Annotated in this window: 16 protein-coding genes; 6 read left to right on the forward strand and 10 right to left on the reverse strand. The window is 72.4% G+C overall.

Translation table 11 applies throughout. From position 1 onward, the window contains the following. Nucleotides 1-55 precede the first annotated feature (55 nt). Entirely contained in the window at nt 56-631 is a 576-nt protein-coding gene (locus tag DB32_RS17360) for a hemerythrin domain-containing protein (protein ID WP_053233578.1), read from the forward strand. Between the two features lie 308 nt (nt 632-939). On the opposite strand, the gene DB32_RS17365 is transcribed toward DB32_RS17360, so the two are convergent. After that, a complete protein-coding gene (locus DB32_RS17365) occupies nt 940-1,575 on the reverse strand; it encodes a protein-L-isoaspartate(D-aspartate) O-methyltransferase (protein WP_053233579.1) in 636 nt (211 codons plus the stop codon). Nucleotides 1,576-1,581: 6 nt separating this feature from the next. Continuing rightward, nucleotides 1,582-2,589: a zinc-dependent alcohol dehydrogenase family protein gene (locus DB32_RS17370; RefSeq protein ID WP_053233580.1), complete on the reverse strand. Its 1,008-nt coding sequence runs from the start codon at nt 2,587-2,589 to the stop codon at nt 1,582-1,584. Between the two features lie 55 nt (nt 2,590-2,644). On the opposite strand from DB32_RS17370, the gene DB32_RS17375 reads away from it, so the two are divergent. Further along, nucleotides 2,645-3,271 (forward strand): hypothetical protein, encoded by a 627-nt coding sequence (locus tag DB32_RS17375; protein WP_157069118.1) that lies wholly within the window; start codon nt 2,645-2,647, stop codon nt 3,269-3,271. 60 nt (nt 3,272-3,331) lie between these two features. Next, nucleotides 3,332-4,132, forward strand: a complete 801-nt coding sequence (locus DB32_RS17380; RefSeq protein ID WP_053233582.1) for an isocitrate lyase/PEP mutase family protein — start codon at nt 3,332-3,334, stop codon at nt 4,130-4,132. Here the strand turns inward: DB32_RS17380 and valS are convergent, their stop codons facing one another. Both valS and DB32_RS17390 read right to left on the reverse strand, forming a co-directional pair. Then, nucleotides 4,133-6,835 carry a valine--tRNA ligase gene (valS, locus tag DB32_RS17385; protein WP_083458516.1) on the reverse strand — a complete coding sequence of 901 codons (2,703 nt, stop codon included), beginning with the start codon at nt 6,833-6,835 and terminating at the stop codon, nt 4,133-4,135. Between the two features lie 69 nt (nt 6,836-6,904). Continuing rightward, nucleotides 6,905-7,864, reverse strand: a complete 960-nt coding sequence (locus DB32_RS17390; protein WP_240481218.1) for a response regulator — start codon at nt 7,862-7,864, stop codon at nt 6,905-6,907. Nucleotides 7,865-8,029: 165 nt separating this feature from the next. On the opposite strand from DB32_RS17390, the gene trmB reads away from it, so the two are divergent. Continuing rightward, nucleotides 8,030-8,635 (forward strand): tRNA (guanosine(46)-N7)-methyltransferase TrmB, encoded by a 606-nt coding sequence (gene trmB, locus DB32_RS17395; protein ID WP_157069119.1) that lies wholly within the window; start codon nt 8,030-8,032, stop codon nt 8,633-8,635. Between the two features lie 3 nt (nt 8,636-8,638). Here the strand turns inward: trmB and DB32_RS17400 are convergent, their stop codons facing one another. Continuing rightward, nucleotides 8,639-9,433: a hypothetical protein gene (locus DB32_RS17400; RefSeq protein WP_053233585.1), complete on the reverse strand. Its 795-nt coding sequence runs from the start codon at nt 9,431-9,433 to the stop codon at nt 8,639-8,641. Nucleotides 9,434-9,496: 63 nt separating this feature from the next. Continuing rightward, nucleotides 9,497-10,393, reverse strand: coding sequence for a sigma-70 family RNA polymerase sigma factor (locus DB32_RS46825; RefSeq protein WP_075097937.1), 897 nt, complete (start codon nt 10,391-10,393; stop codon nt 9,497-9,499). Nucleotides 10,394-10,447: 54 nt separating this feature from the next. On the opposite strand from DB32_RS46825, the gene DB32_RS46830 reads away from it, so the two are divergent. Beyond that, nucleotides 10,448-11,119, forward strand: a complete 672-nt coding sequence (locus DB32_RS46830; RefSeq protein ID WP_053233587.1) for a hypothetical protein — start codon at nt 10,448-10,450, stop codon at nt 11,117-11,119. Here DB32_RS46830 and DB32_RS46835 read toward each other — a convergent pair. Genes DB32_RS46835 through DB32_RS17425 form a run of 3 tightly spaced genes read right to left on the reverse strand, consistent with a single transcriptional unit; the run spans nt 11,086 to nt 16,027 of the window. Next, nucleotides 11,086-11,523: a hypothetical protein gene (locus DB32_RS46835; RefSeq protein ID WP_053233588.1), complete on the reverse strand. Its 438-nt coding sequence runs from the start codon at nt 11,521-11,523 to the stop codon at nt 11,086-11,088. The genes DB32_RS46830 and DB32_RS46835 overlap by 34 nt on opposite strands. After that, a complete protein-coding gene (locus DB32_RS17420) occupies nt 11,520-13,208 on the reverse strand; it encodes an ammonia-forming cytochrome c nitrite reductase subunit c552 (RefSeq protein WP_053233589.1) in 1,689 nt (562 codons plus the stop codon). The genes DB32_RS46835 and DB32_RS17420 overlap by 4 nt, the downstream gene beginning before the upstream one ends. Beyond that, the gene (locus tag DB32_RS17425) at nt 13,205-16,027 is read right to left on the reverse strand and encodes a tetratricopeptide repeat protein (RefSeq protein WP_053233590.1); all 2,823 of its coding nucleotides are present in this window, start codon (nt 16,025-16,027) and stop codon (nt 13,205-13,207) included. Before DB32_RS17425 ends, DB32_RS17420 begins: the two co-directional genes overlap by 4 nt. Nucleotides 16,028-16,099: 72 nt before the next feature. Between DB32_RS17425 and DB32_RS17430 the strand changes: the two genes are divergently transcribed. After that, a complete protein-coding gene (locus DB32_RS17430; protein WP_053233591.1) occupies nt 16,100-17,011 on the forward strand; it encodes a DUF808 domain-containing protein in 912 nt (303 codons plus the stop codon). Nucleotides 17,012-17,053: 42 nt separating this feature from the next. Here the strand turns inward: DB32_RS17430 and DB32_RS17435 are convergent, their stop codons facing one another. Then, nucleotides 17,054-18,094, reverse strand: coding sequence for a polysaccharide deacetylase family protein (locus DB32_RS17435; protein WP_053233592.1), 1,041 nt, complete (start codon nt 18,092-18,094; stop codon nt 17,054-17,056). Between the last annotated feature and the right edge of the window lie 10 nt (nt 18,095-18,104).

The following is an 18,104-nucleotide window of genomic DNA, read 5'->3' on the forward strand; positions in this document are numbered from 1 at the left end:
ATCCGTCCAAGTCGGCGCGCTCGGGACGGCGCACGTTCGCTCGCGGAGGCGAACGATGGCGACCGACACCGCACCGGACCTGTTCACCCACGTCCACAAGGGAATCCGGAAGGCGCTCTTCGAGCTCGCGCTCGCGCTCGGCCGCGCCGCCGACGCGCCCGCGGCGTCACGGCCCGAGCGTGGGCTCGCGCGGGACGTCGTCCGCTTCCTCCGCCAGCACGGCGACAACGAGGACACGCTCGTGCTCCCTCTGCTCGAGACGCGCGCACCGGACGTCTTCGATCGCATGCGGCGCGCGCACGCCGAGATCGACGCGATGATCGACGCGTTCTCGACCGCGATCGACGACGCGCCGAGCTCGGCGCTCTACACGGCGGCGTGCCAGCTCACCGCGAGCTACCTCGAGCACACCCGCGTCGAGGAGCTCGAGCTCGAGCACCGGATCCGTGCGGTGGTGAGCGACGCCGAGCTCCGCGCAATCGGCGCGGCGTCGGTGACGCGCACGCCCGAGGATCAGCGGGCCATGATGACGGCGTTCGTCCTCGCGGCGATCCCGCGCGTCCAGGTCGAGGCGCACCTCGCGAAGCTGCCGCGCGAGCTCGCGTCCTCGCTTCGCGCACGCGTCGGCTGAGCCTCGGGTGACCGCCGACGTGCTGGATCGCCGTGACACGGTGCCGGCACGATCGCGATCGTCCGGCGGCGGCGTCAGGGCGTCGCGAGGCGACCGAAGTCGTCGAAGTCGATCGGACGGCCGAGAGGCGACGATCGCGATCGCCCTCGACCGATTCTGAGGCGTCGCTGGACGATCGAAGTCGTCGAAACTGGATTCTGGGTCCAGGGATGGGCAACTCGGGTCGCCGAAACTGGATTTCAGGTCCAGGAGCGACGATCGAAGTTCTCTCAGGTCGATTTCAGCTCGAGCCCGGCCGACCGCGGCGCTCAGCCGGCGATCAGCGGGACGAAGCGCACCGGCTCCATGCGCGTCTCGTGGAGCGCGCCCTCGCGATCGCGCTCGACCTTCACGAGCCGCTGCTCGTCGCCGCCGACCGGCATCAGGAGACGTCCGCCGGGCGCGAGCTGATCGAGCAGCGCCGGCGGGATGCGCGGTCCACCCGCCGACACGAGGATCGCGTCGAACGGCGCGTGCTGGGAAAGGCCGCGCGTTCCGTCGCCGCGCTGCACGTGCACGTTCGCGTAGCCGAGGTGCTCGATGCACACGCGTGCCTGCTCCGCGAGCGAGGCGATGCGCTCGAGCGCCCACACCTCGCGCGCGCACTTGCCGAGCAGCGCCGCCGCGTAGCCCGAACCCGCGCCGATCTCGAGCACCTTCTCGTCGCCGCGCAGATCGAGCGCCGCGAGCATCGCCGCGACGACGTAGGGCTGCGAGATCGTCTGGTCCTCGCCGATCGGCAGCGGCCCGTCGGCGTACGCGCTCGCGCGCTGCGCGGGCGCGACGAACTCCTCGCGCGGCACCGCGCGCATCGCGGTGATCACGCGGATGTCGAGCACGCCGCGCCCGAGGATCTGGGCGCGCACCATGCGCTCGCGCGCGTCGTGGAAGGCGTCGGGGCTCATGCGTGCTCATTGGAGCACGACCACCGCGGCGCCGCGCACCGCGTCGTGCTTCAGCGCGATCAGCGCGTCGTTCACGCCTTCGAACGGGTAGCGCTGGACGTGGGTGCGCACCGGGAGCGCAGCGGCCTCGCCGAGGAACGCGCGGCCGTCGTCGCGCGTGTTGTTCGCGACGCTGCGGATCACGCGCTCGCGGTCGATGCGCGAGTACGGGAGCGACGGGATGTCGCTCATGTGGATCCCGCCGAGGACCAGCGTGCCGCCCGGCTCGAGATGCGCGAGCGCCGCGGGGACGATCTCGCCCGCGGGCGCAAACACGATCGCGGCGTCGAGCGGTACCGGCGGCGCGTCGAGCGTGTCGCCGACCCACGACGCGCCGAGCACGCGCGCGAGCGCTTGGTGGCGCGCGCGATCGCGCGTGCACACGAAGACCTCGGCGCCACGGCCTCGCGCGATCTGGATCGCGACGTGACCTGCTGCGCCGAAGCCGTAGATGCCGAGGCGCGCGCCGTCCCATCGCTCGATGCCGGTCGTGCGCAGGCATCGATGGCCGATGATCCCCGCGCAGAGCAGCGGTGCGGCCGCGAGATCGTCGAAGCGATCGGGGATCGGGTAGACGAAGTCGGCGGGCGCGATCGTGTGCTCGGCGAACCCGCCGTCGACGGTCCATCCCGTGAAGTCGGCGCGCTCGCAGAGGTTCTCGCGCCCGCGCACGCAGAAGCGACAGCCACCGCAGGTGCGATGCAGCCACGCGACACCGACGCGCGCGCCGCGCATCGTCGCGTCGACGTCGGGGCCGATCGCGTCGACGACGCCGACGATCTGATGGCCCGGCGTGATTCGAGGCCGACGCGCGGGGAGCTCGCCTTCGACGACGTGGAGATCGGTGCGGCAGACGCCGCACGCGCGGACCTTCACGCGCACTTCGCCGCGACCGGGCTCGGGCGTGGGCACGTCGCGCGCGTGCAGCGGACGATCGAGCACGGGCGCGGCGTGGTCGAGGACGAAGGCGCGCATGATCGATTCAAGTAGGCGCCTCGGGAGTGGCATCCTCGTGCTCACGAGGTGGACGATGCGCGTGCGGACGATCGCGGTCTGGCTGGTGCTCGCTGTCGCGTGCAGCGAATCGCACGAGGGTGGCGACGACGCGGGCTCGACCGCGATGGACGCGAGCGCGCGCGTGGACGCGAGCGCGCGCGCGGACTCCGGTGCTCGTCCCGACGCGAGCGTGTCCGGCGAGTGCGACGTGCCGTCGGAGTGCGTGCTCCTGCCCGAGAGCTGCTGCGGCACGTGCGGCGCGCCCACGCCCGACGACATGATCGCGGTGCACCGCGACGACGTGGACGAGCACCAGGCGATGGCATGCGCGGATCCCGTCGCGTGCCCGGGCTGCGTGATGGAGCTCGACCCGTACTTGATCGCGACGTGCCGCGCGGGCGAGTGCGTCGCGCTCGATCTGCACGTCGAAGCGCTCACCGAGTGCACGGGCGACGACGAGTGCACGCTCGCGCCCGCGCAGTGCTGCGCGTGCGGCTTGCTCGGCGTCGGCGAGACGATCGCGTTCAACCCGGAGCGCGGCTCGCTGAACGCGCTGGTGTGCGATCCCGTGCTGACGTGCCCGCCGTGCGCGCCGGTGTTCGAGGGCCTCGAAGCGCGCTGCGAGAGCGGGCGCTGCATCGTCGCGACGACCGGCGGGTGAGCGCGCATCGAGGTCCGAAAGCGGCCGGATGCGGGCGCACGTTCGCGCTACGTGCACCGCATGACGAGCACACAGCGTGATCTCGCGCGGACGTTTCGCGCGCTCCACCACGGGCGGGACCTGCTGGTCCTGCCGAACGCATGGGACGCCGGCAGTGCGCGTCTCGTCGAGCAATGCGGCGCGGCTGCGATCGCGACGAGCAGCGCCGCGATGTCGTGGGCGCACGGCGTGCCCGACGGAGAGCACCTCGAGGTCGACGTGCTCGTGTCGACCGTGCGCGAGATCGTGCGCGCGGTGCGCATCCCGGTGAGCGTCGACGTGGAGCGCGGCTACGGGAACGTGCCCGAGCTGATCGACGCGGTGATCGACGCGGGCGCGATCGGGATCAACCTCGAGGACGGAAGCGATGCGCCCGACGTGCTCGCCCGCAAGATCGATGCGGCGCGCGAGGTCGCGGCGCGGCGCGGGGTCGAGCTCTTCGTGAACGCGCGCACCGACGTGTACCTGCGCGGGCTCGTGCCGAGCGATCACGCGGTCGACGAGGTGATCCGCCGCGGCACGGCCTACGTCGCCGCGGGGTGCGACGGGCTCTTCGTGCCGCGGCTCGTCGACGCTGCGCACATCGCGGCGATCGCGGCCGCGGCGCGCGCTCCGCTGAACGTGCTCGCGATGCCCGAGCGCGCGCCGATGAGCGAGCTCCACGCGCTCGGCGTGCGCCGCGTGAGCGTGGGGACGGGGCTCGCGCAGGCCGCGCTCGCGACGGTGCGCAGGGCGACGACGGAGCTGCTCGGGCACCGGACGTCCGCGATGTTCGCGGAGCGGATCCCGGTGCCCGAGCTCAACGCGCTCTTCGCGCGCTGATCAGGTCGCTTCCTTCGGCTCCTTCGGCGCGATCGCGATCTCGCCGATCTCGAAGCCGTCGCCGGGGCGCGTGACGATGCGATGCGACTTCACGCGCGCGCTCGCGAGCACGTCGTCGAGCACGCTGTTCACGCGCCCCGCCGTCTCCTCGTTCATGCGCAGCTCGAGCTGATCGACCACGCGTCCGACGCTCGCGCCGCGCTCGGTCTTCGCCTTGTTGATCGCGGTGAGCGCGTCGATCGCGCACTGCAGCGCGCCCGCGTCGCTCGGCATCCCGACGTCGCCGAGCTCCGCGATGGTCGGCCACGGCGCGCGGTGGATGCTCGCGTGCCCGCTCTCCTCCGCGAAGGCCCAGCTCCAGACCTCTTCCGTGATGTACGGGAGCGCCGGCGCGAAGAGGCGCAGCAGCACGTTCAGTCCGAGCCGCAGCGTCGCGACCGCGCTGGTGCGGCCCGCCGCATCACCCACGTCACCGCGCGCGCGGATCTTCGCGAGCTCGAGGTACGTGTCGGTGAAGCGCGACCAGAAGAACTGCTCGGTCGCGTGCAGCGCGCCCGCGTAGTCGAATTCCGCGAAGCTCGCGCTCGTCGACTCGATCAGCGCGCGCAGCTCGGCGACGAACGCGCGATCGAGCTCGTGGGTGATCCCGAGCCCGCTCGCGGGCGCGTCCGCGCTCTGCTGCAGGACGAACTTGCCCGCGTTGAAGAGCTTCGTGACGAGGCGCTTGCCCTCGAGGCCGGAGCGCCACTTCTTCGTCTTGATCTCCTGCTCGCTCGCGAACGCGGTGTCGGTGCCGAGCCGCGCGCTCACGGCCCAGTGGCGCACCGCGTCCGCGGTGTAGTCCTCGATGAGCGGGACGGGCGTGACCGCGTTGCCCTTCGACTTGCTGATCTTCTTGCGGTCGGGATCGAGGATCCAGCCGCTGATCGCGACGTGGTGCCAGGGCACCGTGCCCTCGTGGAGGAGCGCCTTCGCGATCGTGTAGAACGCCCAGGTCCGGATGATCTCGTGGCTCTGCGGGCGCAGATCCGCGGGGAAGAGCTTCGCGTGGCGATCGGGCTCGAGCAGCCAGCGCGAGCCGATCTCCGGCGTCAGCGACGACGTGAACCAGGTGTCGAACACGTCGGGATCGCCGGTGAAGCCGCCCGGCTGGTTGCGCTGCGACTCGTCGTAGCCCTTCGGCGCGTGCGAGAGCGGATCGACCGGCAGCTGCTCGCGCGACGGCAGGATGGGGCGGTCGTAGTCGACGGCGCCGTCGGCGCCGATCGGATACCAGCAGGGGATCGGCACGCCGAAGTAGCGCTGCCGCGACACGCACCAGTCGAGCCCGAGGTTCTCCGTCCAGTTGCGATAGCGCGAGCGCATGAACTCGGGGTGCCACTGGATCGCGTCGCCCTTCTCGAGCAGCGCGTCCTTCTGCGCCATCAGCTTCACGAACCACTGGCGCGAGATGACGAGCTCGAGCGGGCGATCGCCCTTCTCGTAGTGCTTCACCGCGTGCTGGATCGGCTTGGGATCACCCTGGAGCGGCGCGCCGCGGCCGGTCGCGGAAGCCGAAGGATCCTTCAGCTTCTCCACGACGAGCTTCTGCGCCTGGGTGACGTTCTTGCCGACGAGCTCGGCGTACGCCGCGTTCGCCGCGTCGGGATCGAGCGAGGGGAACTCGTCGGTGCCGAAGGTGACCGGGCGCAGCCGTCCGTCGCGCTGCACGATCACGCGCAGCGCGAGGCCCTGCTCGCGCCACCACTGCACGTCGGTCTGATCGCCGAACGTGCAGACCATCAGGATGCCGGTGCCCTTCTTCGGATCCGCGAGCTCGCTCGGGAAGATCGGGACGGGCGCCTTGAAGATCGGGGTGATCGCGCGCTTACCGAAGAGGTTCTTGAAGCGCTCGTCGTCGGGGTGCGCGGTCACCGCGACGCACGCCGGCAGGAGCTCGGGGCGCGTCGTCGCGATCACGAAGCGATCGTCGCTGCCCTCGACGCCGAACTCGATCTGGTGGAACGCGCCGGGCTTGTCGCGATCCTCCATCTCGGCCTGCGCGACCGCGGTCTGGAAGTCGACGTCCCAGAAGGTCGGCGCCTCGATGCTGTAGAGGTGGTTCTTCTCGAAGAGGTCGAGGAACGAGAGCTGCGCGAGCGTGCGCGAGCGGTCGTCGATCGTCGCGTAGGTCTGCGTCCAGTCGACGCTGAGCCCGATGCGGCGGAAGAGCTCCTCGAACTTCTTCTCGTCCTCGTGGGTGACGCGCTGACAGAGCTCGATGAACGCGCGGCGCGACACGATCGCGGGGCGCTCCTTCTTCGACTTCTCTTCGCTCGCCTGCTCGAGGCTCGCCGCGAACGCCTCGCCCTCGTAGGGCAGCGCGGGATCGCAGCGCACGTGGAAGTAGTTCTGGACGCGACGCTCGGTGGGCAGGCCGTTGTCGTCCCAGCCCATCGGGTAGAAGACGTTCATCCCGCGCATGCGGCGCTGGCGCACCAGGATGTCGGTCTGCGTGTACGAGAACACGTGACCGACGTGGAGCGAGCCCGAGACCGTCGGGGGCGGCGTGTCGACGACGAAGGTCTCGTCGCGGCCGCGCGAGGGGTCCCAGCGGTAGATGCCCGCCTTCTCCCAGACACCGTCCCAGCGCGCCTCGGCGGCGCCGGCGTCGAAGTGGGGAGGAAGCGTCTCGGGATCGATGGTGCGGAAGGGCTTGCTCATGCGCGTGCTCGTGTGCGCTCCGAATGCCATCGGAGCGGACGCGACGCATAGCACGCGCGCGCGCAGCGATCAGGACGTGAGCCGACGGATCTCTTCGCGGATGATCGTCTCCGCGAGATCGGGGACCACTTCCCACACCACGCGCTCGATCACCTCGCGCGAGAGCGCGAGCACGCCCTGCACCTGATCGGGCGTGAGGCCCATGCCCTCGAGCTTGCCGGCCATCTCGCCGTTCGCCGCGGTCGCCGCGGTCGCGGCGGCAGCGGGCGCCGCCGGACGCGCCATCACGGGCGCTGCGGGCGCGGGCGCCGGCGTGGGCGCGGAAGACATGAGCGCGTCGTCGTCGGCGAGCTCGAGCGCGGGCTTGCGCGCCGACACCGGGCCGGGCACGGGCGCGGCCGCGGGGATCGGTGCAGGACGCGCAGGCGCGACGGGCGCGACCGGCGCGGCGGTCGCGGGACGCGCGCCCGAGGTGGCGGGCGGGCCGAAGGCGACGGTCGCGCGCTGCTGCGGCGGACGCTGGGCCGGCGGCGCGACGACGCCGGGCACGCCGGGCGACGGCGGGCGCGGAGGCGAGGGCGCGGCCACGGGCGCCGCCGGCGCCGCAGGGCGCGGCGCGGCGGGTGCGGCGGCGACGGGACGGGCGGCCGCTGCGGCGCGCGGACGGCCGAGCACGTCGCGCACCTTGTCGAGGAGCGCCTGCGTCTCGAACGGCTTCAGCACGTGATCGTCGACGCCGGCCTGACGGCCCTTCTCGGCGTCGTAGGGCGAGTGCTGGCTCGCGAGCACCACGACGGCGACGTTCTGGGTCGCGGGGTTCGCGCGCAGCGCGCGCGCGACCTCGTAGCCGTCGGTGCCGCTCATCGACACGTCCGCGAGCACGAGATCCACGCCCTGCTCGGTGGCCCAGCGGATCGCCGCGTCTCCGTCGTCCACGGTCGAGATCGACGTCGACGGATCGCCTCCGAACGTCATCTCGAGGATGCGGCGCATCGTCACGCTGTCGTCGACGCCCAGGATCTTCGGCAAGCGAGCCTCCGAGAGCACACGAGAAGCGACGAGCTGTCGCCGCGACTTGGATACGACCGTTTCGGCCTCGGGGTCAAGAACGCAGCGTGCACGGGCGTTTGCGCGCCGTCGGGGGGCGCGAATGGAGTTGCGGAGGGGCGCGCCCCGTCGTACCTCGCGCCCGCCGTGACCACGCCGCCTCCGATTCGCTACGGACTGATGGCGCGCACCGTGCCCGACGGGGACGTCGATCTGCGCACCCTCGTGCCCGGCGAGGGCCCGCTCGAGCTCGAGATCGGGTTCGGCCGCGGGCGCTTCCTGATGGAGCGCGCGCGGGCCGCACCGGGGTCGCGGATCATCGGGATGGAGATCAAGGCGAAGTGGGCGCACCTCGTCGAGGAGCGCCGGGCGCGCGAGGGGATCACGAATGCGGTCGCGCTGCGCGCCGACGCGCGAGCCGTGCTCCCGCGGTGCGGGCCCGACGGATGTCTCGCGCGGGTGTTCGTGCTGTTCCCGGATCCGTGGTGGAAGAAGCGCCACGAGAAGCGGAAGGTGGTCGACGAGACGTTCCTCGATCACGTCGCGCGGCTGCTCGCGCCGGGCGGCGAGCTCTTCGTGGAGAGCGACGTCGAGGATCGCGCCGAGGGCATGCGCGAGCGCATCGCGGCGCAGGGCTCGTTCGTGATCGAGCCGTGCGAGGCGAACCCGTATGGGGCGCGCTCGAACCGCGAGGTCCGCGCCGACGAGGACGGGCTGCCGATCTACCGCGTGCTCGGTCGCAAGCGCGCCTGACGATCAGAACGACGCACGCGTGAGCGCGGACGCACACGCGTGCAGCGCGATCACGATCGCGAGCACGGTGGACCAGCGGAAGCGCGAGGGCGCGCTCGTCGACGGGGCTCGCACCGGGCGCAGGCGGGACCACGCGATCGGCGCGGCCAGCGCGAGGGCGGGGAGGGCGGCGATCGTCCAGAGCACGGCCTGGATCGGACCCAGGATCTCGCGCCCCCAGCGCGCCTCGACGCACGCGCCCACGATGGCGAGCGCGGCGACCGCGATGCCGAGCAGCACGCCGGCCGCGCGCAACCGCAGCACCAGCAGCGCCGAGGCGACCAGCCCGGACGCGATCACGATCGACACCACGCCCTCGACTTGATCGGACGAGCTCGAGATCGTTCCCACCGCGAGGACTCCTTGGACCATCGCGACTGCGAACGACGCGGTGGTCGCGGCGAGGAATGCGCGACGATAGGCGATGGGCTCGAAGCCCGCGGCGCTCGCGCGAGACTCGTGCGCGTGGGCGCCGAGCGCAGCGAGCGCGACTGCGCCGAGCAGCGTCACCCCCGCCGCCTCGGCTCGGCCGCCCAGGATCGCGACCAGCCCCGCGAGCACGACGTGGAGCCACGCCACCGCGCGCACCGCCACGTGAGCGCCGAGCCACGGCGCGTGACACGCGAACGCCGCGAGCGCCGGGCACGCGACGAAGAGCGCGTCCGTCGCGCGCCATTCGTACCGGACGTTGCACGCATGCAACGCGGCGAGGGCGAGGAACGCGAGCGAGGCGATCGACGGGCGGATGCGCGCTTTCATCCGACGAGCATTGCGCGCGAGATCGGGCGTGCTCTTCTCGACGCCGAGGAGATTTCGTGGCGGTCAGCGCCCCATGCGCGCGTCGAGGCGCTCGAGCTTCTCGGGCGCGACGAGGTTGTGCAGCACCGCGATGCCGCCCTCCGCGTCGAGCTCGGCCCACATGACGACGCGATTCGCGATCGGCGGCGGGCGCGGTGGCAGGCGCGCGTCGAGCGCGGGCGTGTGGTTGAGCTCGATCCAGCGCGTCTCGATCGGCGGCGGCGTGATCTTCGCGAGGTTGAAGAGGAACGTGAGGACCTTCTCGATGCCGACCACCGGGACGAGCGCAGCGCGAACGCGCCCCGCGCCGTCCTGCACGATGCGCACGTCCACCGCGAGCAAACGACGCGTCGCTTCGACGTCGCCGCGCGCGAGCGCCTCGAGCAGCGCCGCGAGCGCGACGCCGTTCTGCACGCGCGTTTCGCGCGAGAGCGTGTGCGCGGGCGCGTGCTCCGCGATCGTCTTCCGCGCGCGGTGCAGCGCGACCTTCACGCTCCCGACGGTGGACTCGAGCGCCTCCGCGGTCTCCGCCTCGCCGAGCTCGAGCACGTCGCGCAGCACGAGCACCGCGCGCTGGTGCGGCGTCAGGTGCTCCATCGCGACGAGCAGCGCGTACGACGCGATCTCGCGCCGCTCGACCTCGTCGATGCTCGCGTCGGTGAGCGCGGGCTCGGGCAGCCACGGGCCCACGTAGGCCTCGCGCTTGCGGCGTCGCAGCGCGTCGCGCGCGAGGTTCACCGCGACGCGCACCAGCCACGGCCGCAGCGGCGCGTCGAGATCCGCAGGCGGGCGCTCCAGCGCGCGCACCAGCGTGTCCTGCGTGAGATCGTCCGCGGCGCTCGCGCTGCCGGTCATGCGGTAGCAGACGCCCCAGATCGTGGCGCGCTCGCGCTCGAGCGCCTCGCGGACGCGCGGGTCCATCGAGCGCACGATACGCGTCGATAACCTTTCGCGCCGCTCGAGCGTGGAGGGGGCATGCAACGCTCTCGCAAGCGCCTGCTCCTCGTGCAGGCGATCTCCGGTGCGACGTTCGCGACGTTCGCGCTCGCGCACCTGGTGAACGTGCTGCTCGCGCCGATCCCGGGCGCATTCGACGCGGTCGCGTCGTGGATGCGGCCGATCTACACGCACCCGCTGATCGAGTTCGGCGTGATGCTCGTGCCGCTCGTGGTGCACGTCGTGGTCGGCGTGATGCTCGCGCTCGATCGACGGCGGCGCGGCACCGCCGCGAAGCCCGACGTGTGGGCGCGTGCGCATCGCTGGTCGGGGTGGTTCCTCGCGACGGTGATCGTCGGGCACACCGCGGCGGAGCGGGGCATCGCGCTCGCGTACGGGATCGTGACCGGTGGGCCTTCGGTGTCGTTCGCGCTCTGGTGGCAGCCGGTGTTCTTCTATCCGTACTTCCTGCTGCTCGGGAGCGCGGGCCTCTATCACACGCTGTTCGGGCTCTCGCGCGCCGCGAGGCTCCTCGGCGTGCGGGTGCCGCGCGTGAGCGCGCGCGCACGGCCCCTCGCGGCGGGCGCGCTGGTCGCGTCGGTCGTGCTCGCGATCGTCGCGTGGGGCGGATGGCTCAACGACGTCGGCGATCCCACCGACAACGACTACGCGCGCGTCTACGAGTCGTGGGGCCTCGTCGAGCTGCCCTGACGCCAGCTCGCGAGCGCAGCGCACGCCAGCGCGTAGACGACGAGCAGCGCGCCGATCGGGACGAGCCACACGACGACGTTGGGATCGCCCTCGGGATGCGCGATGGACGAGAGCGCGAACGCGAACGGGACGATCATCGCGCCGGCGTGGAGCGCGCGCGTCGCGCCGTGATCGTCGTGCTCGAAGAGCGGCGCGCCGGCTTCGCCGAACACCAGCACCACGAGCGAGAGCCCGACGCCGTGCGCGTGCGCGAGCACGAGCAGCTCGCGCGCGAGCGCGTCGTCGAGGTACGCGCCGATCTTGAAGCCGTGCATCGCCTCCAGCGCGAGCCCGAAGAGCGCCCACGCGAGCAGCGCGCTCCACCCGAGCCGGCGACATGCGCGTCGTCGTGCGTCGATCGTCATTCGCCGATCTCGATCGCGACGTCGCGCGCGAGCGCGCGCAGCGCGGCGAGGCGCTCGGGGAAGGGCGGCTCGATCGGCTCGCCGATCTGCGCTTCGATGCGCGCGATCGCGGCGATGCGCGCGTCGCGGGGATCGGTCGCGGTGAACGCGCTCGCGTCGAACGGAACGAGCGCGCGAACGCTGCGCCATGCGAGGTGGCGGATCGCGGGGTACGGATCGTCGCGCATCGTCGCGAGCAGCGCCCCGAGGCGCGTCGCGCGCGGCGCCGCGCTCTCGTCGCGCCCCGCCGCGGCCGCGATCACGGCGCGCTGCACCGGGTCTCCACCGATGCCCATCGTCAGCAGCGCATCGCCGCGCTCGAGGTGACACAGCGTGCACGCGTCGGTGCGACCGGCGTCCGCGTTCTCGATCGGACGCGGCACGTCGATGCGGTGGCTGCGATGCACGTCGCGCACGCCGTACACGATGCGCGGCATGTGGCAGTCGACGCAGCGAACGTCGGCGTGCCCTGCGTGCTGCCGTGCAGCGCTGCGATCGGCGAGCTCGGCGTGGCACGCACCCGCGCACATCGTGTCGCCCTCGAACGCGCGCAGCTGCCCGCGCGGATCGCCCTCGTGCATGCCGTGGCAGGCGGTGCACGTCAGCGCGCCCTCGCTCGCGCATCGCGATTGGAGCAGGCCTTGGTACTCGTAGGCCGTGAGGCGCGGCGTTCCGTCGCCCCAGAATCGCGCGGCGAACACCCCTTCGCGCTCGGCCAGCGTTCCTTCGGACAGCACCGTGTCGTGCCAGAGCGGGCTCGAGTAGAGCGCGAGATCGTCGCCCGGCACGAACGGGTCGCCGTGCGCGAGGAACGCATCGACGTCGTCGGTGATGCGCTGCCCGTGACAGCGTCCGCACAGATCGGCGCGACGCGCGGGATCGAGGCGCGCGGGCGACACGATCGTCGGGTCCGGCTCGTCGCTTCCGTGCAGCACGTAGCGGCGCAGCGGATCGCGGTTGCGCGCGACGTGCTCGCTGCCCGGTCCGTGGCACGCCTCGCATCCGATGCCGAGCTCCGCGACCTCGGTGGTGAAGCGCCGCGTGATCGGATCGAGCCCGGGATCGGGCGCGACGTTGTGACAGAAGACGCAGTTGTCGTTCCACCGCGTGACGTGCCGGCGATGATCCTCGAGCGCGATCTCGCCTTCTTCGAGCCCCTCGGGATCGGCGGTGAGGAACGCCGCGTTCATGTGGAAGAAGCGCTGCTCCGCGACGTCCCACGCGATCGGCAGGCGCCACCACGCGTCACCGTCGCGCGCGAGGTACTGCTGGTATCGATGCGACCCGACGGTGCGATCGATCTCGACGCGCTCGATCGCTCCGCCGTCGCGCTCGCTCGTGATCACGAAGCGCGCGCCGTCGCGCTCCATGCGCGACGTGATCCCGCCGTACTCGATGCTGCGACCGTCGAACGCGCCGAGCACCGCCCCCGGCGCGCGCGCGTCCTGCGTCATCGTGCGGTGGAACGTGCGCGACCAGGACTCGTGGTGGACCGGATGACAGCGACGGCACTCGCCCGACCCGACGTACTCGCGCTCGTGCAGATCGCGCGGCGTCGCGAGATCCGCCGCGACGCCGCGCGCTGCGAGCCCCGCGATCGCCGCGCCGCCCAGCACCACGACGGCGATCGCGAGCCGTGCCTTCATCCCAGCTCGAGCAGCGTCCGCTCGACGCGCTCCAGCTCCGCGAGCCCGATGCGCCGCATGATCGCGCGCGCCTCGCGCAGGCGCTCCTTCGCGCTGTCGAGATCACCGCGCTCGACGAGGTGCTGGCCCAGATCCGACAGCGCGCGCGCCGCGTCCTTCTCGTTGCCGATGTCGCGGAACAGATCGATGGCGACGAGGAAGCTCTCCTCGGCGCGACGATCGATCTGACCGGTCGCGTCGAAGATCGTCTCCGCGCGCAGCTGGCCCACCGCGCGGTGCGCGAGCGCGATGGCTTCCTTCGCGCCGTACTCCTCGGCCATCGCGAGCGCGCGCTGGAGGATCGACTCCGCGCGCTCGTCGCCGCGACGCAGCGCGACGAGCCCGAGGTTGCGCTCGATCTCCGCCATCGCGCGGCGATCCCCGAGCTCGTGCGCGAGCGCGCGCGCCTCCTCGAGCGATGCCTGCGCCTCGTCGACGCGCCCCGCCTTGCCCAGCGCCTCGCCGAGGTTGTTGAGCACGAACGTCTGGGTGCGGCGGTCGGCCATCTTGCGGCCCTCCTGCAGCGCCGCGCGCCACGCCGCCTCCGCACGATCCGCGTCGCCGCGCTCGAACGCGACGATGCCGAGCGTGTTGAACGACTGCATCACGCCCGCGCGATCGCCGATCGACTCGCGGATCTCGAGCGCGGCGCGGAAGCTCTGCTCCGCGAGATCGAGGTTGCCGCGCGCGTGCTCGATCAGGCCGAGCGTCGTCAGCGAGACCGCCTCGCCGCGCGCGTCGCCGTGGCCGCGACGGATCGCGAGCGCCTCGGTCGCGGCGTTGAGCGCGCCCTCGAGATCGCCGCGCAGTCGCTCGACCTGCGCGAGATCGTCGAGCGTGCTCGCGACGCCGCGCAGATCCTCCGCCGCGCGGAAGAGCTCGAGCGCACGGATCAGCAGCGCGCGCGCCTGCTCTTCCTCGCCGCGCATGCGGTGCACGCGCGCGATGCGGTTGAGCGCGGCGCCGCCCTTGCCGCGCGCGCCCACGCGCCAGCTCACCTCGAGCATCTCCGCGAACGCGCTCGTCGCCTCGTCGTACCGGCCGAGCGTCGTGAGGAGCGAGCCGAGCACGTGCAGCGCGTCGATGCGCCGCGAGATCTCGTCCGCCGGGATCAGCTCGAGCGCCTTCTCGACGTGACGCAGCGCGCTCTGCGTGTGCATCGTCGCGAGCTCGTCCTTTGCGGCCTCAAGGTACGCGCGCCCCGCGCGGCTCGCCATGCCCGCTTTCTCGAGGTGCGGCGCGGCCATCGCGGCGACTCCGTCGCGCTGCAGCTCGAGCGTCACCGTGATCCAGTGCGCGACCGTCGCGTGCCTCCGCGCGAGCAGCTCCGCGGGCTGCGCGCGATACACGAAGTGGCGCGTCTCGGAGTGCACGAAGCGGTACTCGTGACCGCCCGCGAGCTCGGTCTCCTCGAGCCGCTCGAGGAAGCCCTTCTCCTCGAGGCGCAGCAGCGCGGTCGCGAGCGCGACCTCGTCCTCGTCGTCCGGCCACAGCGTCGCCGGGTTCGCGCGATTGCCCGGAGGACGGCGCTCCGATCGCATCTGCGCGAGCACCGCGCGATCGCTCGCGACCTCGCCGACCACCGCCGCGCGATCGAGCGTCGCGCGCTCGAGATCGTCGAGCCGCGCGAGGCGCGCCTCGATCGCGTCCTCGATCGTCACCGGGAGCCCACCGCCCTCGAGCTGCGCGACGTCCGCGACGAGCCCCGCATCGGTGCGCTTGAAGAACCCCGCCTCGAGCAGCGCGAACACCAGCTCGCGCAGCGCGCCCGGGTTTCCGCGCGATCGGAACGCGAGCGCCGCGACGACGGGCTCGCCCGCGTGGCGCAGCGTCGGCAGGAACACGTGCAGCAGCGATCCGATCTCGCTCTCCGCGAGCGGCGCGATCGGCCCCGACACCACGCCGCCCGCCGCGCGCAGCTGCGCCGCGCGATCCCCGACCGGCGGCTCGCCCGCGATCACCGCCGCGATCGGCGCGTCGACCGAGAGCATCACCTGCAGGAGATCCCACGCGTCGTTCTCCGCGAGGTGCACGTTGTCGAGCAGCACGAGGATCGGGCGCTGCTTCGCGTCGCCCTCGACGAAGCGCGCGAACGCCTCGCGCGCGCGGCGCCGCAGCTCCTCGGGGCGATCCTCGAGCGGCATGAGGAACGGCGAGTCCGGGAACGGCACGCCCGACACGTGCCCGAGCAGGTGCGCGGTCTCGCTCACCGTGATCGCATCGGTGGAGCGCAGCGTCTCGGCGACGATCGTCGCCATCTGCCCGCGCACCGCGCTCGGAGAGCTCGACGGAGTCACGCCGAAGCGCTCGAGGATCATGCGCGAGATCGGCGCGTTCGGGCCGTCGCCCTCGCGGCAGAGGCCGTACATCACACGGACCTCGGGCGAGATGCGCGCGGCGAGCTCGGCCGCGTGGAAGAGCAGGCGGGTGCGCCCGGATCCCGCGCCGCCCTCGAGCGCGACGAGCGTGGGCACGCCGCGCCGGAACGAGGTCTCGATGCCGGTGCGGATCGCGCCCGACGCGTCGTGCTGCCCGACCAGCGAGGGCTCGGACTCCTCGACGTGCACCGGTGGAGGCGTGCTGTCGCCGACATCCGTCGTGCGCGTGTCGATCGACGGGCCCCCGACGCCGACGATCGTGCGCTCTCCGTGCCCCCCGAGATAACCGCGACCGTTCGGCCTCGGTGCCGCGCCCAGCGCCTGGCCGCAGCCCGCGCACGCACGGAACGCGCGCGGATTCTCGAAGCCGCAGTGTCCGCAGACCTGGGTCGCGAGGTTCATGGCCGCGATTGGGCCACGCCGCGCGAGCGGGTTCAATGCCGCAGTGCGCTGCGGGGGCTACGTTCCAGGACTGTGGCAGGAACGAGCCTACTCGCACTGATCGACGACATCGCCAGCTTGCTCGACGACGTCGCGACGATGACCAAGGTCGCGACGAAGAAGACGGCCGGCGTGCTCGGGGACGACCTCGCGCTGAACGCGGAGCAGGTCACCGGACTCTCGCCCGATCGCGAGCTGCCGGTGGTCTTCGCGGTCGCGAAGGGATCCATCGTCAACAAAGCCATCCTCGTCCCGGTCGCGCTCGCGATCAGCGCGATCGCGCCGTGGGCCGTGACGCCGCTCCTGATGATCGGCGGCGCGTTCCTCTGTTACGAGGGGTTCGAGAAGGTCTGGCACAAGCTCACGCACCGCGACGAGCCCGAGCACGCCGCGCACGAGCACGCGGTCGCGGATCCCGCGGTCGATCTCGTCGCGTTCGAGAAGGAGAAGATCAAGGGCGCGGTGCGCACCGACTTCGTGCTCTCCGCGGAGATCATCGTGATCTCGCTGGGCACGCTCACGCACGCGTCCTTCGGGCACCAGGTCGCCGTGCTCGTGGCGATCTCCGCGGTGATGACCGTCGGTGTCTACGGGCTCGTCGCCGCGATCGTGAAGCTCGACGACGCGGGGCTCGCGCTCCGCGCGAAGTCGAGCGGCGTGGCGCGCGCGATCGGCGGCGGCATCCTGCGAGGCGCGCCGTGGCTCATGCGAGGGCTCGGCGTCGCCGGGACGATCGCGATGTTCCTCGTCGGCGGCGGGATCCTCACCCACGGCATCCCGGGCTTCGAGCACATCGTCGATCTCGCGACGCACGCGGGGCCGCTCGCCTGGGCGGTCCCGACGCTGATCGACTTCGTGACCGGCGTGCTCGCGGGCGCGGTGCTCGTCGCGATCGCGACGCTCGTGCAGCGCCTGCGCGGCGGGGTGGCCGAGCAGGCCGAGTGAGCGCGCTCGTCCGGGCCTTCGGGACGAGCGCTCCGGCCAGGCTCAGCGCATCGCGAGACGCGCGCAGCGGGCCTCGGCGTCCGCGCGCAGCCGCGCCTGGCGCGCTTCGAGCCACGCGGGCTCGGGCATCGCGGGCGGCGCCTCCTCGGACGCGCTCGCCTCGCCGCGCGTCGTGAAGAACGGGCGCGGATCGTCGACGACGTCGTAGAGCTCCTCGCCCGCCTCGAGCAGCGCGCAGTTGCGGTCCTCGAGCTCGTGCACGATGCGCGGCAGCGCCTCGACGCTCCACTCGTGGATGTCGTGCAGCAGCACGATCCCGCCGCGCTCGCCGTTCTCGCGCTCGCGTCGCTCGAGCACGCGCGTGAAGGTGCGCACCACGTCGTCGCTCGTGCGGACCTGGAAGTCGCCGGTGCCGAGGTTCCAGAGCACCTGCGTGTAGCCGCGCTCCGCGAGCCACGCGTCGATGCGCGGCGATCGCGATCCGCCCGGCGGACGGATGAGCCACGGGCGCGCGCCGAGCACGTTCTCGAACACGCGCTCCGTGCCGAGCACCTGCTCCTGCAGATCCTCGTGCGAGAGGAGCGGCAGCTGCACGTGATCCATCGTGTGGCTGCCCACGATGTGCCCGCGCGCGACGATGTCGCGCGCGATGTCGGCGAGCAGGCGCTCGCGCGGCGTGGTGCCCTCGAACCGACGCGCGGTGAGGAAGAACATCGCGCGGATGCCGAGCGCGTCGAGCGTGTCGAGCAGCCCCGGCGTGTAGCGATGGTCGGGCCCGTCGTCGAAGGAGAACAGGATCATCCGATGCGGCGTGCCGCCGGTGATCACCATGCCCTCGCGCAGATCGGCGCCCATGCCGTCGAGCGGCTGGACGGGCTCGTCGTGCTCGTCGGGCGCGGGCGCGATCTCGGCCACGTCGATCGGCTCGTCGACGGGCTCGGGCGGCGTGACGTCCTCGCGGACCATCGCGTGCACCGCGGGATGCGCCACGGGACGTGTGAAGTGCGCGAGCAGCGCGCCCCCGGCGAGCGCGCTCGCGCAGAGCAGCACGCGCCCGACGATCGGCAGTCCTCGACCCAACATGGCGCCAGTG

Source organism: Sandaracinus amylolyticus, from assembly GCF_000737325.1.
In the GTDB taxonomy this organism is placed as follows: domain Bacteria; phylum Myxococcota_A; class Polyangia; order Polyangiales; family Sandaracinaceae; genus Sandaracinus; species Sandaracinus amylolyticus.

Excerpts from the sequence above, each read along its gene's own strand:
- DB32_RS17360 (WP_053233578.1), top strand. The coding sequence starts at position 56 with ATGGCGACCGACACCGCACCGGACCTGTTCACCCACGTCCACAAGGGA.
- DB32_RS17365 (WP_053233579.1), bottom strand. The coding sequence starts at position 1,575 with ATGAGCCCCGACGCCTTCCACGACGCGCGCGAGCGCATGGTGCGCGCC.
- DB32_RS17370 (WP_053233580.1), bottom strand. The coding sequence starts at position 2,589 with ATGCGCGCCTTCGTCCTCGACCACGCCGCGCCCGTGCTCGATCGTCCG.
- DB32_RS17375 (WP_157069118.1), top strand. The coding sequence starts at position 2,645 with ATGCGCGTGCGGACGATCGCGGTCTGGCTGGTGCTCGCTGTCGCGTGC.
- DB32_RS17380 (WP_053233582.1), top strand. The coding sequence starts at position 3,332 with ATGACGAGCACACAGCGTGATCTCGCGCGGACGTTTCGCGCGCTCCAC.
- valS (WP_083458516.1), bottom strand. The coding sequence starts at position 6,835 with ATGAGCAAGCCCTTCCGCACCATCGATCCCGAGACGCTTCCTCCCCAC.
- DB32_RS17400 (WP_053233585.1), bottom strand. The coding sequence starts at position 9,433 with ATGAAAGCGCGCATCCGCCCGTCGATCGCCTCGCTCGCGTTCCTCGCC.
- DB32_RS46825 (WP_075097937.1), bottom strand. The coding sequence starts at position 10,393 with ATGGACCCGCGCGTCCGCGAGGCGCTCGAGCGCGAGCGCGCCACGATC.
- DB32_RS46830 (WP_053233587.1), top strand. The coding sequence starts at position 10,448 with ATGCAACGCTCTCGCAAGCGCCTGCTCCTCGTGCAGGCGATCTCCGGT.
- DB32_RS46835 (WP_053233588.1), bottom strand. The coding sequence starts at position 11,523 with ATGACGATCGACGCACGACGACGCGCATGTCGCCGGCTCGGGTGGAGC.
- DB32_RS17420 (WP_053233589.1), bottom strand. The coding sequence starts at position 13,208 with ATGAAGGCACGGCTCGCGATCGCCGTCGTGGTGCTGGGCGGCGCGGCG.
- DB32_RS17425 (WP_053233590.1), bottom strand. The coding sequence starts at position 16,027 with ATGAACCTCGCGACCCAGGTCTGCGGACACTGCGGCTTCGAGAATCCG.
- DB32_RS17435 (WP_053233592.1), bottom strand. The coding sequence starts at position 18,094 with ATGTTGGGTCGAGGACTGCCGATCGTCGGGCGCGTGCTGCTCTGCGCG.